Source organism: Asanoa sp. WMMD1127 (genome assembly GCF_029626225.1).
In the GTDB taxonomy this organism is placed as follows: domain Bacteria; phylum Actinomycetota; class Actinomycetes; order Mycobacteriales; family Micromonosporaceae; genus Asanoa.
In genome coordinates this window covers 6647098-6660504 of sequence record NZ_JARUBP010000001.1, presented here as the reverse complement: position 1 = coordinate 6660504, position 13407 = coordinate 6647098, and the positions used below count along the sequence as shown (strand labels likewise).

Genomic DNA, 13407 nt, shown 5'->3' with positions numbered 1-13407 from the left:
GGCGTCACTCGCGCCAGGCCGGGCCGGCGGCGGCCTCGGCCGCGTACTCCTCGAAGGATGTGGCCGCCCGCCCGGTGACCCGCGGCACGGCGTCGGTGGTGGTGGCGTCGCCCTGCTCCCGCAGCGCGGCGAAGGCGGCGATCTCCGCGCGGGTCTGCTCCTCGGGGAAGCCGAGCGCCGTCTGCTGGGCCAGGTAGTCGTCGTCGCCGCCGCGGAACTCGACGCCGCGCCCGGACGCGTGGCTGATCGCCGCGAGCGCCTCCGCGAACGACAGCGTCGCCGGACCGGTCAGCTCGTAGGTCTGCCCCTCGTGCCCGTCCTCGGTCAGCGCGACCGCGGCCACGGCAGCGATGTCGTCGGCGTCGACGAAGCCCTGCCGGGCGTCACCGACGGGCAGCGCGAGCGCCCCGGCGAGCACGGCCGGGCGCAGGAAGCCCTCGTCGAAGTTCTGGTCGAACCAGTCGGGCCGCAGGATCGTCCAGCCGGCCCCGGAGTCCCGCACGATCCGCTCGGCGTCGAGCAGCCGCTGGTCGCCCATCTCCTCGATGCCGCGGCTCGACAGCAACACGATCCGGCGTACGCCCTGCTCGACCGCCTGGCCGACGAACGCCTCGTCGACCGGGGTCTCATGGGGCGCCATGAGATACATGCGCTCGACACCGGCCAGGGCCGGCGCCCACGTGTCCCGGTCGGACCAGTCGAACCGGACGTCGCCGCCACGGGACGCGCCGCGTACCTCCGCGCCGCGGGCGAGCAGGAGACGGGCCACCCGCCGACCGGTCGTACCGGTGGCCCCGAGCACCAGGATCGGTCGTTCGCTCATGCACCCAGTCAAACAGCCTCGCCCCGGTCCCGCCGGGTAAGCCGCGCCGCGACGAACTCCCGCCACGCCGCGACCGCCTCGGGCCGGGTGTCGGCGTGCGGGCCGGCGTACGCGATGAGCTGTTTGTCCGTCGACGGGAAGGCGTCGAAGAGGGCGAGCTGGCCGTCGCGGGGGAAGATTTCGTCGTGCCACTGGAGGTGGAAGAGGACCGGCGCGGTGGTCCGTGCGGCGTCGCACTCCGCCCGCTCGGGCGCGGCCAGCGCCGGGGCCAGCGCCGGACCCTGCCGGAGGCCGAACTTGCCGAGCACCGCGCACCGCAGCCGGTCGCCCAGGGCGGCGGTGACCGCGAGCCCGTAGCGGGTGCCCATGGACAGGCCGACGTAGCCGATCGCGCCCGGGTCGGCGGCGCCGTCGGCCACGACCGCGTCGACGGCGGCGAGCCAGTCGTCCCGCATCCGGTCCAGCACGTGGTCGATGCCCTCGGCGGCGACCCTGGCCTGGTAGTCGGGTGCGGACCGGTCGCCGTGGAAGGGGCCGTCGATCGCGACGGCCGCACACCCGGCGTGCTCCGCGAACCACCGGCCCAGCGCGACGATGCGGTCGGACCGCTTGTGGCCGCTGCCGCCGTGGCCGAGCAGGACGAGCGGGCGGGGGGTGGACACATCCGGCCGCCACAGCACGGCCGGCACCGTGCCCGCCGCGCCGCGTACGGAGAAGGCCATCCGCCCATCCAACCGCGCCGAACGGCGGATGATCAATGAGTCCCCGGCTGCCGTAACGTTGCGCGCCGTGACCCGAACCCCTGTTCGTCGCCGCGTCTGGCCATGGATCGCCGGCGGCGTCGTCGTGGTGCTGCTCGCGGCCGCCGGCTTCGTCGTCGCGGCCGGCGGGCCGCGCGCGCTGGGCTGGGGCGAGGTGAAAGTCAGCGGCGACGGCGCAGGGCTGGTGCCGGTCGAGCTCGACGCCGGCAAGGCGTACGTGGCGACTGTGTCCCACTCCGGCGGCGGCTTCTCGATGACACCGCGCCGCGACGGCGTCGCGCTGGTCTGGGGCGCGGTCTCGCACCTCGGCCCGTACCACGGCAGTGTCCTGTTCGGCGTCGCGGAGGACCCGCCCGCGGAGCTCGACGTCAGCGCACAGGGCTCGTGGGAGGTCGTCTTCCGGGAGGCGAGCGAAGCCCCGATGATCGACGGCACCGCCTCCGGCACGCAGGAGACGGTGGTCACCCTCAGCGCCGCGGCCCGGCGGAAGCAGCAGGTGGTGTTCGACTGCGACGGCTGCGACCAGGTGACGGTACGGGCGGTCGCGACCGACGGGGTGTGGCGGCAGCTGGACACCCCGAGCATTCCGTTCACCACGGCCGCGCTGCCACCGGACACCGAGATCCTCGAGATCTCCGCCTACGGCTCGTGGACGCTGGCGCTCACCTAGGCGGGGCGACGAGGTCGGCGGTCAGTCCGAAGTGGTCGCTGGCCCAGACGCCGTCCACCGGCTGGTCGTGGAGCCGCTCGCACGAGTCGATGGCCAGCGACGGTCCGCCGTGCTCCAGGCAGCGCACCAGGATGTAGTCGATGCGCCGCGACGGCCAGTCCCAGTCCGCGACGATCGGGTTCTCCGGGACGAACGTGCCGCCGGGCTCGCCGGGGTGCGCGCTGTCCCAGGCGTCGCGGTAGCACACGCTCAGGTCGGCCAGTGACTGCCGGCCGGTCAGGAAACGGACGCTGGCCGCGACCGGGTCCGCGTCGAAGTCGCCGAGGATCAGCACGTGGTCGACCGCGTCGACGCGGGACTCCAGGTAGCGGGCCAGGGCCACGGCCTGGAGCTCGCGCTCCCGCTCGTACGCCGGCTGGTGGTTGGGGCAGTAGTTGACCAGCAGCACGTCACCGAGCGGCGTGTCGACCTCGACCACCAGCGCGCCGCAGGCGAAGTCCGCGGTCCGCGGCGTCACGTCGAGGTCGACCTCGTGGACCGACCGGATCGGCCACCGGCTGGCGGTGGCGAGCCCGCGCCCGTCGTCCTCCCGCTCGGTCTGCCGCGCGAAGTGGTAGCCGGCGCCGAGGATCTCGGCCGCCTGATCGGTCGCCTCGCCGGCGATGGCCTCCTGGAACGTCGCGAAGTCCGGATCGAGCGTTTCGAAGCTCTTGCGCAGCGCTTCCCGCCGCGCGGGCCAGTCGGTGTACGCGCCGAAAACGTTCTGGGTCGCCACCCGTAACCGTGCCGTCATGGCGCGTGGGTACCCACCGCGGCCCGGTCAACGCCTATCGTCGGTCGTCGTGGAGACGATCGGTGTGCTGTTGTTCGTGCCCACGATGGTCGTGACCGTCCTGCTGTTCGCGGCGGTCATCCGGCGGTTGTTGGGCGTGCGGGTCGGGCCGGTGCGCACGCTGCTGGCCGGCGTGCTGGCCCTGTTCGCGGCCACGCCGATCCTGCAGGCGCTCGCGCCGCCCGATCCGCGCGACGTCAGCGGCGGCGACATCGTTCTCTACGGCTTCCTGGCCGTCGTGCTGTCGGCGGTGGTCGCCATGGCGGCGCTGGTGATCCTCGAGGTGCTGGTGCCGACCGGGTCGATGCCGGGGCCGGTGGAGCTCTGGCGGGCGACGCGGCGGCGGATCTCCCGGACCCGGCGGTACGCGACCATCGTGCGCATCGCCATGCGGCACGGGCTCGGCCGGTTCCTGCGCGGCCGGCCCGGTCCCGGCCCGTCGTCGGCCGCCGCGCGCCGGCAGTTGGGCCGGTCGCTGCGGGCGGCGCTCGACGAGGGCGGCGTCACGTTCGTCAAGCTGGGCCAGCTGCTGTCGACCCGGCGCGACCTGCTGCCGGCCGAGATCGTCGACGAGCTGACCGCGTTGCAGGACCGGGTCGCGCCGGTCCCGTGGTCGCAGGTGGCCGACGCCCTGGCCGCGGACCTCGGCCGGCCGGTCGACGAGGCGTTCGCCAGCGTCTCGCCGGAGCCCCTGGCCGCGGCGTCGGTGGCCCAGGTGCACGCCGCGCACCTCACCGACGGGACCGCGGTCGTGGTCAAGGTGCGCCGGCCCGGCATCGCCGCGGTGGTCGAGCGCGACATCGACATCCTGCTGCGGCTGGCGGCGACCCTGGAGGAGCGCACGTCGTGGGGCCGGCGGTTGGGGGTTCGCGCCCTGGCCGAGGGCTTCGCGGCGGCGTTGCGCGAGGAGCTCGACTTCACGGTGGAGCGCGACAACCTGCAGGCGATGGCGGCGGCGCTGGCCAGCTCGCCGGACCGGGGCGTCGCGGTGCCCGTGCCGCACACCGCGCTCAGCTCCGAACGCCTGCTGGTGATGGGCCGCCTGGCCGGCACGCCACTGGGCGCGGCCGCCGCCGTGCTCGACCGGCTCGGCGACGAGCGGCGGGAGCGGGTCGCGGCCGGCCTCGTCGACACGATGCTCGACCAGGTGCTGGTCCACGGCATCTTCCACGTCGACCTGCACCCCGGCAACATCCTGGTCACCGACGACGGCCGGCTCGGGCTGCTCGACCTGGGCTCGGTCGGCCGCCTCGACGTCGCCACCCGCGAGGCCATCGGCCAGCTCCTCGGCGCGCTGGCCCGGCGCGACTCGGTCGCCGTGAGCGACGCGCTGCTCGAGGTCGTCGACCGGCCGGAGGAGATCGACGAACGCGAGCTGCAGCGCTCGATCGGCGCGCTGATCGTCCGGTACGCCGCCCCCGGCAGCACGCCCGGCGCCGCGGCGGTGGCAGCGCTGTTGCGGACCTTCACGTCGTACGGCCTGCGGGTGCCGCCGCCGGTCGCCGCGGTCTTCCGGGCGTTCGCCACGCTGGAGGGCACGCTCGGCCTCGTCCGCCCCGGCTTCGACCTGGTCGCCCACGCCCGCGCGGCGACGGGCCGGCGGGTGGCGGAGGCGCTCGGCCCGGAACGGTTGCGGGGCACGTTGGAGGACGAGCTGATGGCGCTGATCCCGGTGCTGCGCCGGCTGCCGCGCCGCGTCGACCGCCTCGGCGACGCGCTGGAACACGGGCGGCTGCGGGTCAACGTGCGCCTGTTCGCCGACGACCAGGACCGCCGGCTGCTCACCGGCCTGGTCCACCAGGGACTGCTGGCCTTCCTGGGTGCGGCGGCCGGCGTGATCGCGGTGCTCCTGCTCGGCGCGGGCGAGGGCCCACGCGTCAGTGCCACGGTCGGCCTGTTCCCGCTGCTGGGCTACGGCCTGCTGATCGTCGCCGTGGTCCTCGTGCTGCGCGTCCTGGTCGTCGTCTTCCGGCGGACCTAGAGCGAGACGGCGATCGCGATCAGCTCTGGCCGCCGCAGGTGGAGGACGCGGGCGAACCAGTTGCCGAGCCGCGACGTCACGTACTTGCGGGCCAGTTGCGCGCGCACCGCCGCCGTCTCCGTTTCGTCGAGAAGCCGGGCCGGCCCCTCGGCGGTGGCCGCGCCCGGTTTGACCCGGCCGCGGATGTCGCAGACGGTGACCTGGGCGCGCCCGGTGTTACGGACCCGCTTGACCTTCCACGCCTTGGCCTCGGAGACCACGTAGAGCTGGTCGCCGTCCACGACGTGCCAGACGGGCGTGGCGACACCGGCGCCGTCACGGCGGTAGGTCACCAGGCTCACGTGCTTGCTGCGGCGGATCTCGTCGATGGCGCTCACGCCCGGAAGCCTAGGCGGTGCGCGCCCGTTCGTGGACGGCCAGGTTGACGTCGGTGGCGGCGAGCAGGGGAGTGGCGACGCCGAGGTCGCGGGCGCGGCGGACCAGGTCGCCGATGACGGCCTCGTTCTCCAGGCGCCGGCCCTGGCGCAGGTCGCGGTAGACCGACGAGGTCAGCGGCGAGCCGGCCTGGGTCAGGGTGGCGACGAGGCGCTGGGCCGCGTCGGGCCGCGACGCGAACCCGGCCGCGGCGGCGACCCGACCGGCCTCCTCGGCGACCGCGGTCGCGAGGTCGGTGCCGCCCGGGACCGCGTTGACGTCGCCGACGGTGCCGCGCATCAGACACGTCACCGCGGTGACGGAGGCGAGGAACACCCACTTCTCCCACATGTCCAGCTCGATCGAGTCGGACAGCTCGGCCGGGAAGCCGGCGCCGGCCAGGGCCTGGTGCACCCGCTCGGCGTGCTGCGTGTCGTGCAGGTTCCCGTAGCGCAGCTGCTCCGGCCCCGGCAGCTGCACGATGTCGCCGTCATCGGCCAGGGTGGACACGAGGTAGCAGACGCCACCGTACACATTGGCCTGGCCGAAGCTCGCCCGCAGTGTGTCGAGGTGCGCGATGCCGTTGAGGAACGGCACGACGGCGGTGTCGGGCCCGACCGCCGGCGCGAAGTCCCGGACGGCGTCGTCGAGCGCGAAGGCCTTCACCGCCAGGATCACGACGTCGTACGGCCCGTCGAGCCGCTCCCGCACGACCGTCCTGACGTCGACCCGTTCCGCGGGCCCGTCGACGCCTTGGCGGATGCGCAGCCCACGCTCGGCCAGCACCTCGGCCCGGCGCGGCCGCACCAGAAACGTCACGTCACGCCCGGCCTGAGCCAGCCGACCCCCGTAGTAACCACCGGTAGCACCGGCCCCGACCACCAGAATGCGCATGATCCCCAGGTTAGCGGCGGAGCCAGCGGGGGCCGTGGACCGTGGCGCCGAGGGCGGAGACGCGGGCGCGGAGTTCGCGGTCCGCGGTGACGACAACGATCGGGCCGTCGGTCGCGTGGTCGCGGACCAGGTCGACGATCGCGTCGTCGCCCGAGCCGCGGGCCGCCACCACCGGTACGCCCGGCACCGACTCGACGCCGCTGGCGCGGCCCTCGACGACCAGGGTCAGCGTGACCGGTGGCGGCAGGTCGCCGATTGGCCGGCCGGCGGCGACCGTGGCCGCCAGTTCGTCCCGCAGCCGCGCGGCCGCTCCCGCCCGGTCGCGCCACCAGCCGTCCGGGCGTGCGCCGATCACGTTGGCGACGTCGACCACCACCAGCGGCGTGGCCACCGGACGGCCTCAGGGCTCGTCGATGCTGGGCGCGCTCAGGCCGAAGGCGTCCAGGGCGTCCTGGCGCTCCGCCCGGACCTCTTCCTCGCGGGCCAGCAGCGTCGCGAACTCGGCGATGTGCTGCGGTTCCGGCACCTCGGGCACCCGGCGCAGGAACGCCTCCAGCTCGCGGGACGCCTCGGTGTGCGCGGCGGCGGCGCGGCGCGCGTTCTCACGATCGGTCATGAACCGCAACCTACCCCGCCCGCCGTGGCTGACACGGCGGACGGGGCGGGTCGCGCAAGGATCTTTTACGGGTTGGAGTAGCCGAGCGAGTAGCTGCCGGAGCCGCTGTAGGCGTGCACCCGGTAGCGGTAGTAGCCGGCGGTCCCGCTGTAGGAGACCGTCTCGTCCGCGGCCTCCGTGATGCCCTGGGCCACGGTCACCCAGGTCGAGCCGCTGTACTTCTGCAGGTACAGGTCGAAGTCCGTGCCGGTCGGGCCGTCGAGGCAGGCGCGGTGCGTGCCGGACAGCGACGAGTAGTAGTAGCTGCCGTTCGGCTGGTACGCGCTGCCGCCGGAGGACAGGGAACCGCTGGCGGTGAACTCGTAGCCGGTGCAGCCGGTCGGCGGGTTCGGGTTGCCCCCGCCGGAGGTGCGCAGCGTCAGGCCGTACGCCGAGAGGATCTCGTTGACGGGCTGGTAGTAGGTCGTGCCGCCGCTGCTGCAGTTGCCGGAACCACCGGAGGTCACGCCCTGGCCCTGCTGGCCGCTCAGCCAGCCGCCGCCGGAGTCGCCGGGTTCGGCGCAGACGTTGGTGCGGGTCAGGCCGCTGACCGAACCCTGCGAGTAGTTGACCGTCTGGTTCTTCGCGGAGATCGTGCCGCAGTGCCATCCGGTGGTGGAGCCGGAGCGGCAGATCGACGCGCCGACCGCGGCCTCGGTGGAGCCGGCCACCGTCACGTTGCCGCCGCTGTAGTTGTTGACCCACGGCTGCGGCGTCCAGTTGCTGTTGACCGACACCCACGCGTAGTCGTTGCCGGGGAACGAGGAACCCTGGAACGTCCCCTGCGACACCTGGTTGTAGCCCTGCGTCGCGGTCCCGCGGGTGCCACAGTGGCCGGCGGTGACGAAGCCGCCGTTGACCGACAGGCCGACCGAGCACCGGCCGCCGCCCATGTAGTAGGCGTCGCCGCCGCGTACGTCGTAGAGGGGTCGCGGGGTCTCGGACGTGGCCACGACGGTGACGGCGCCGGCGTCGGCGCGGCTCGCGGCGATGAACCGGTGCGCGGCGGCCGTGCCGCCCTTGGCCAGCACGACGACGCGGTTGGTGGTGACGTCGACGTACCAGCCGGGGACGCTGGCCGCCGGGGCCGAAGCCGCTGCCTTGTCGAGGCGGGCCTTGACCGCGTCGAGCGCCGCCTCGCTGCGCGCGACCACCCTGGCGGTGGCGCCGGCGGCGGTCACCTCGGCGGCCCGCGCGGCGGACGTCACGTTGACGACGAAGGACCCGTCCTTGCTGATGTACGCGCCACCGAACGCGCCACCCAGCGTCTTGCGCAGGCGCAGCTCGGTGCGGCTGGCCGCGTCGTCCTTGGCGATCCGGGCCTTGGCCTGGACGGCGGTCAGGCCGAGGTCACGCTGCATCGCGGCGAGCATCTCCGGCGATGCGGCCTCGGCGGTCGCGGGTGCCGGCGCGGGCGCCGGCGCGGCCATGGCGGGTGCCGCCACGGCGACGGTGATGCCGGCCGGCAGCAGGGTCACTGCGGCGAGGCCGGCGAGGATACGGTTCACGGGCGCTCCTTTTGGGGGTTAAAAGGAAAAGCACCGTCAACGTAGCGACGAACTATCGACGCTGGTATATACCAGCTGGCTCATACCGCCGGCTCGAACTCCGTGTTGACCTGGGCGCCGAAGCCGGGGTGGGTGCGCAGCCAGCTCTTGTAGGCGGCGTTGCGGTCGATGATGTCCGCGTACGCCCCGGCGGTGTGCTTGACCATCACGTCGGCGAACGCGGCGGCCTGCGCCTCGGCGTGCCAGCCGAGCAGCAGCCGCCAGCGCAGCGGCGCGCCCTTGATCGGCCGGGCGACCAGCCCCGGCACCGGGCGGAACGTGGCCTGGCAGAGCGCGATCGCCTCGCCGGCCTCGACCAGGTCGATGCTGCCCTTGAGGTCGGTCTCGTAGACCTTCTTCGGCGTGAACCCGGAGCGGGCGCAGGTGGCGGCGAAGCAGTCGGCGAAGCAGCCGTCGCCGGGCGCGGCCACCCAGCGCTCCTCGGCCAGGTCGGCCATGTCGATCTCGTCGCGGGCCGCCTGCGGGTGGTCCTCGGGCAGCAGCAGCCAGACCGGGTCGTTGGCCACCACCCGCCAGGCCAGCCCGAGCTCGGCGCTGGGCACGGCGTCGCCGCAGACCCCGCAGAGCGCGTAGTCGAGACGGCCGGACAGCACCATCCGGGCCAGCTCGTCGACGGACCAGCTCGCGTACGTGCTGATCTGCGCCGTGGGCTGGTCGGCGGTCAGTCGCAGCACGAGCCGGCCGAGCAACGGGCTGTTGACCCCGCCCAGGCGGTAGCGGCTCAGCGCGTCGCCGCCGGCCATCCGGGCCGCCTCGTCCTGGAGGCCCTTCATCGCCGGCAGCAGCACCCGGGCCCGGTCGAGCACCAACTCACCGAGCGCGGTCGGCCGGGCGCCGCGCCGGTCACGCTCGAACAAGGGGCCGCCGAGGGCGCGCTCGATCCGTTGGAGCTGGGCCGTGAGCGCCGGCTGGGCGAGCCCGAGCATGGAGGCGGCCTTGGTCACGCTGCCGGTCTCCGCGATGGCGGTGACCACCCTCAGGTGCCGCAGCTCCAGGTTCATAGCGTGACGGTAGGACTCCGGGGCGATTCATCGGAAGACCTTGATATCTGTCTTTCAGAAAATCTCCGACCATGTGTCGAATCCGGCGGACCCCGTTCGAGCTAGGGGTGACAGACCCGAAACGGGACCTTAAGGAGATCGACATGACTGTTTGCGCTACGCCCGCGCTCGAGGACCGGGTGACCAGGAGCCTGCTGGGGTACGGCGTGCTGGCCGGACCGCTGTACGTCACCGTCTCGCTGGCCCAGGCGTACACCCGGGACGGTTTCGATCCGACCCGGCACGCGTGGAGCATGCTGCAGAACGGCTCGCTCGGCTGGATCCAGACGACGAACCTGATCCTCTCCGGGCTGATGGTGGTGGCCGCGGCCGTCGGTGTGCGGCGGGCCGTCGGGCGCGGCGCCGTGCCGCTGGGAATCTACGGTGTGGGGATGATCGTGGCCGGGCTGTTCCGGGCCGACCCTGGGGCCGGCTTCCCGGCCGGCTCGGCCGGCGACACGGTGAGCTGGCACGGCCTGGTGCACCTGGGCGCGGCCGGGGTGGGGTTCGTCGGGCTCGCGATCGCCTGCTTCCTGCTCGCCCGCCCGGTCGGCATGCCGCTGCTGTCCCGCCTGGTCGGGGTGTTCTTCGTCGGGTCGTTCCTGGCCATGAACGCCAGCGGCGGCGCGCCCTGGGGAATCTTGACCTTCACCGCCGGTGTGCTGGCCGTCTCCGCCTGGCTGGCCGCCGTCTCCGTCCGTCTCTACCGTTCCGTCGCCTGAGGAGGCATCGCCATGCGCTACATCGTTCTGCTCACCGCCACCTACCCCGACACCCCGCCGCCGCCGGAGCTGATGGAGGCGATCATGAAGCTCGGCGAGGACGCCACCAATGCCGGTGTCCTGGTCGACCAGGCCGGACTCTCGCCGAGCGCGTTCGGCGCCCGGGTCGGGGTCTCCGGCGGCGAGCTCGCCGTCACCGACGGGCCGTTCGCCGAGGCGAAGGAAGTGATCAGCTACGCCGTGTACGACGTGCGCGACAAGGCCGAGGCCGTCGAGTGGACGTCGCGCTTCATGCGGGCCCACCGGGACCTGTGGCCCGGCTGGGAGGGCGAGTCCCGCGTGCTCAAGGTGATGGGTCCGGAGGACTTCGCGCCGCCGGCGTGATCGACCGACGTGGCAGGATCGGCGGTGATGGGGGCCGTCGATCCTGCCGTTGTGCGCCGCACCGTCGAGTCGGTGTGGCGGATCGAGGCCGCCCGGATCGTGGCGGTGGTCGCCCGGCTCACCGGCGATGTCTCGCTCGCGGAGGAGATCGCCCAGGACGCCCTGGTGGTGGCGCTGGAGCAGTGGCCGCGGGACGGCGTACCCGATGATCCGGGTCCGTGGTTGCTCGCCGTCGCGCGGCGCCGGGCGATCGACCAGATCCGCCGCCGGCAGAACTACGCGGGGAAGCTGCGACTGGTCGCGTCGGACGTTTCCGAGATCGACGACGGCGGGTACGACGCGGTGCTCGACGAGGGCCGGATCGGCGACGACCTGCTGCGGCTGATCTTCACGGTCTGCCATCCCTCGTTGCCGGCCGAGTCGCGGGTGGGGCTGACCCTGCGCCTGCTGGGCGGGTTGACGACCGCGGAGATCGCCCGGGGCTTCCTGGTCTCCGAGGCCACCATGGCGGCCCGGCTGACCCGGGCGAAGAAGTCCCTGGCCGGCGTCTCCTTCGGCTTGCCGCCGGCTGCCGAGCTGGGCCCGCGGGTCGCGTCCGTCCTGGCCACGGTCTACTTGATCTTCAACGAGGGGTACGCGGCGACGGGTGGACCGTCCTGGGCGCGGCCCGAGCTGGCCTCCGAGGCGTTGCGGCTGGGTCGGCTGTTGCAGGGGTTGCTGCCGCGTGAGCCGGAGGTGCACGGGCTGGCCGCCCTGATGGAGCTGCAGGCGTCGCGGTTGCCCGCCCGGGTGGCTGACGACGGTTCGCCGGTGCTGCTGCCCGACCAGGACCGCCGGCGGTGGGACCGGTTGTTGATCCGGCGCGGGCTGGCGGCGCTGTCGTTGGCGGGGTCCCTGGGCGGCGGTGTCTACACGGTCGAGGCGGAGATCGCGGCGTGTCACGCGCGGGCGCGGTCCCACGACTCCACCGACTGGGAACGGGTCGCGGCGCTCTACGAGGTGCTGTTCCACCTGCGACCGTCGCCGGTGCTGCGGGTCAACCAGGCCGTCGCGTACGGGCTGGCCGGTGATCCTCTGCGGGGGCTGGCCGTGGTCGACGCGGTTGCGGGGGAGAAGTCGCTGCGGGACTATCCACAGTTGCCGGCGGTCCGCGGTGACCTGCTGGCCCGCCTCGGCCGCGCCGCCGAGGCGCGTTCGTGCTTTCTGCGGGCGGCGTCGCTGACGCGGAACGACGCGGAACGGTCGTTGTTCACCGCCCGGGCCGACGCGCTGTAGTTATCCACAGGGGTGCGCGCCCGGTCGGGCTCCGTGTCGGGTCTGCTGGTAAGAAAGAGCGCATGACCAGCCCCGGCCCCTCCAGCCCCGCCAGCGCCGACGAGGTCGTCGACCTGTGCCGTGACCTGATCCGGATCGACACGACCAACACCGGCGACAACGCGACCTCGGCCGGCGAGCGGGTGGCCGCCGAATACGTCGCGGAGAAGCTGGCCGAGGTGGGTGTCGACAGCGAGATCCGCGAGTCGGCGCCGGGCCGGGCGAGCCTGATCGCGCGCATCCCGGGCACCGACCCGTCCCGCGGTGCGTTGCTGGTCCACGGCCACCTCGACGTGGTGCCGGCCGACCCGGGGGAGTGGTCCGTCGACCCGTTCGGGGGTGAGATCCGCGACGGCTACCTGTGGGGCCGCGGCGCGGTCGACATGAAGGACTTCGACGCGATGGTGCTCGCGGTGATCCGCGACTGGCAGCGCACCGGCGTGCGCCCGCCGCGCGACCTCGTGCTCGCGTTCACCGCCGACGAGGAGGCCGGCGGCGACTACGGCGCCCACTTCCTCGTCGACAACCACGCCGACCTGCTCGAGGGCTGCACCGAGGCGATCGGCGAGGTCGGCGGTTTCTCGTTCACGGTCTCCGAGGACCTGCGGCTCTACCTGATCGAGACGGCCGAGAAAGGCATCCAGTGGCTGCGGGTCACGGCGCACGGCCGGCCCGGGCACGGCTCGATGATCCACGACGACAACGCGATCACGGCGCTGGCCGAGGCGGTGGCCCGGGTCGGGCGGCACCGGTTCCCGCTGGTCCTCACCGACACGGCGCGCACCTTCCTGGCCGAGGTGTCGGCGCTGCTGGGGATCGAGTTCGACCCCGCCGATCCCGAGGCGACGATCGCCAAGCTCGGGCCGATCGCCGGGTTCGTCGGCGCCACGGTGCGCAACACGGCCAACCCGACCCGGCTCGACGCCGGCTACAAGGAAAACGTGGTGCCCAGCCGGGCCACGGCCACGATCGACTGTCGTACGCTGCCGGGCCAGTCCGAGTCGTTCCTCGCCGAGCTGCGGGAGATCCTCGGCCCCGACATCGAGATCGCCCACGTGCAGCGCCAGCCGGCCGTCGAGACCACCTTCGACGGCGCCCTGGTCGAGGCGATGTCCGCGGCGCTGCGGGCTTTCGACCCGGGCGCTCGGGCCGTGCCCTACATGCTCTCCGGCGGCACCGACGCCAAGGCGTGGCAGCGACTGGGCATCCGGTGCTTCGGCTTCGCGCCGCTGCGGCTCCCACCGGACCTGAACTTCGCCAACCTTTTCCACGGCATCGACGAGCGGGTGCCGGTCGAGGGCCTACGCTTCGGCGCGCGGGTGCTCGACCGCTTCCTGCGTACCTGCTGA

Annotated in this window: 15 protein-coding genes; 6 read left to right on the top strand and 9 right to left on the bottom strand. The window is 73.5% G+C overall.

Annotated elements, in window-relative coordinates; translation table 11 throughout:
- Positions 1-4 precede the first annotated feature (4 nt).
- Both O7635_RS31835 and O7635_RS31830 read right to left on the bottom strand, forming a co-directional pair.
- Positions 5-823, bottom strand: a complete 819-nt coding sequence (locus tag O7635_RS31835; RefSeq protein WP_278084190.1) for an NAD(P)H-binding protein — start codon at positions 821-823, stop codon at positions 5-7.
- Positions 824-831: 8 nt separating this feature from the next.
- A complete protein-coding gene (locus O7635_RS31830; RefSeq protein ID WP_278084189.1) occupies positions 832-1545 on the bottom strand; it encodes a dienelactone hydrolase family protein in 714 nt (237 codons plus the stop codon).
- Between the two features lie 67 nt (positions 1546-1612).
- Between O7635_RS31830 and O7635_RS31825 the strand changes: the two genes are divergently transcribed.
- Positions 1613-2254 (top strand): hypothetical protein, encoded by a 642-nt coding sequence (locus O7635_RS31825; RefSeq protein ID WP_278084188.1) that lies wholly within the window; start codon positions 1613-1615, stop codon positions 2252-2254.
- On the opposite strand, the gene O7635_RS31820 is transcribed toward O7635_RS31825, so the two are convergent.
- Positions 2247-3047 (bottom strand): endonuclease/exonuclease/phosphatase family protein, encoded by an 801-nt coding sequence (locus O7635_RS31820; protein WP_278084187.1) that lies wholly within the window; start codon positions 3045-3047, stop codon positions 2247-2249. The two genes, O7635_RS31825 and O7635_RS31820, sit on opposite strands and share 8 nt — an antisense overlap.
- 49 nt (positions 3048-3096) lie before the next feature.
- Between O7635_RS31820 and O7635_RS31815 the strand changes: the two genes are divergently transcribed.
- Positions 3097-5067, top strand: a complete 1971-nt coding sequence (locus tag O7635_RS31815; RefSeq protein ID WP_278084186.1) for an AarF/UbiB family protein — start codon at positions 3097-3099, stop codon at positions 5065-5067.
- On the opposite strand, the gene O7635_RS31810 is transcribed toward O7635_RS31815, so the two are convergent.
- The 6 genes from O7635_RS31810 to O7635_RS31785 form a co-directional block, all read right to left on the bottom strand.
- Entirely contained in the window at positions 5064-5444 is a 381-nt protein-coding gene (locus O7635_RS31810; RefSeq protein ID WP_278084185.1) for a PPOX class F420-dependent oxidoreductase, read from the bottom strand. The genes O7635_RS31815 and O7635_RS31810 overlap by 4 nt on opposite strands.
- A 10-nt stretch (positions 5445-5454) precedes the next feature.
- Positions 5455-6375, bottom strand: coding sequence for a ketopantoate reductase family protein (locus O7635_RS31805; protein WP_278084184.1), 921 nt, complete (start codon positions 6373-6375; stop codon positions 5455-5457).
- 10 nt (positions 6376-6385) lie between these two features.
- Positions 6386-6766, bottom strand: a complete 381-nt coding sequence (locus O7635_RS31800) for a hypothetical protein (protein ID WP_278084183.1) — start codon at positions 6764-6766, stop codon at positions 6386-6388.
- Positions 6767-6775: 9 nt separating this feature from the next.
- Positions 6776-6991 carry a hypothetical protein gene (locus O7635_RS31795; protein WP_278084182.1) on the bottom strand — a complete coding sequence of 72 codons (216 nt, stop codon included), beginning with the start codon at positions 6989-6991 and terminating at the stop codon, positions 6776-6778.
- A gap of 65 nt (positions 6992-7056) precedes the next feature.
- On the bottom strand, positions 7057-8538 hold the full coding sequence (locus tag O7635_RS31790; RefSeq protein WP_347405314.1) for a S1 family peptidase: 1482 nt from the start codon (positions 8536-8538) through the stop codon (positions 7057-7059).
- Positions 8539-8618: 80 nt separating this feature from the next.
- On the bottom strand, positions 8619-9599 hold the full coding sequence (locus tag O7635_RS31785) for a LysR family transcriptional regulator (RefSeq protein WP_278084181.1): 981 nt from the start codon (positions 9597-9599) through the stop codon (positions 8619-8621).
- Between the two features lie 143 nt (positions 9600-9742).
- Between O7635_RS31785 and O7635_RS31780 the strand changes: the two genes are divergently transcribed.
- The 4 genes from O7635_RS31780 (at position 9743) to O7635_RS31765 (ending at position 13407) form a co-directional block, all read left to right on the top strand.
- Positions 9743-10360: a DUF998 domain-containing protein gene (locus O7635_RS31780; RefSeq protein ID WP_278084180.1), complete on the top strand. Its 618-nt coding sequence runs from the start codon at positions 9743-9745 to the stop codon at positions 10358-10360.
- Positions 10361-10372: 12 nt separating this feature from the next.
- On the top strand, positions 10373-10744 hold the full coding sequence (locus O7635_RS31775; protein ID WP_278084179.1) for a YciI family protein: 372 nt from the start codon (positions 10373-10375) through the stop codon (positions 10742-10744).
- Between the two features lie 51 nt (positions 10745-10795).
- Positions 10796-12019: a DUF6596 domain-containing protein gene (locus O7635_RS31770; RefSeq protein WP_347405313.1), complete on the top strand. Its 1224-nt coding sequence runs from the start codon at positions 10796-10798 to the stop codon at positions 12017-12019.
- A gap of 62 nt (positions 12020-12081) precedes the next feature.
- Positions 12082-13407, top strand: a complete 1326-nt coding sequence (locus O7635_RS31765) for a M20/M25/M40 family metallo-hydrolase (protein WP_278084177.1) — start codon at positions 12082-12084, stop codon at positions 13405-13407.

Excerpts from the sequence above, each read along its gene's own strand:
- O7635_RS31835 (WP_278084190.1), bottom strand. The coding sequence starts at position 823 with ATGAGCGAACGACCGATCCTGGTGCTCGGGGCCACCGGTACGACCGGT.
- O7635_RS31830 (WP_278084189.1), bottom strand. The coding sequence starts at position 1,545 with ATGGCCTTCTCCGTACGCGGCGCGGCGGGCACGGTGCCGGCCGTGCTG.
- O7635_RS31820 (WP_278084187.1), bottom strand. The coding sequence starts at position 3,047 with ATGACGGCACGGTTACGGGTGGCGACCCAGAACGTTTTCGGCGCGTAC.
- O7635_RS31805 (WP_278084184.1), bottom strand. The coding sequence starts at position 6,375 with ATGCGCATTCTGGTGGTCGGGGCCGGTGCTACCGGTGGTTACTACGGG.
- O7635_RS31795 (WP_278084182.1), bottom strand. The coding sequence starts at position 6,991 with ATGACCGATCGTGAGAACGCGCGCCGCGCCGCCGCCGCGCACACCGAG.
- O7635_RS31785 (WP_278084181.1), bottom strand. The coding sequence starts at position 9,599 with ATGAACCTGGAGCTGCGGCACCTGAGGGTGGTCACCGCCATCGCGGAG.
- O7635_RS31780 (WP_278084180.1), top strand. The coding sequence starts at position 9,743 with ATGACTGTTTGCGCTACGCCCGCGCTCGAGGACCGGGTGACCAGGAGC.
- O7635_RS31775 (WP_278084179.1), top strand. The coding sequence starts at position 10,373 with ATGCGCTACATCGTTCTGCTCACCGCCACCTACCCCGACACCCCGCCG.
- O7635_RS31765 (WP_278084177.1), top strand. The coding sequence starts at position 12,082 with ATGACCAGCCCCGGCCCCTCCAGCCCCGCCAGCGCCGACGAGGTCGTC.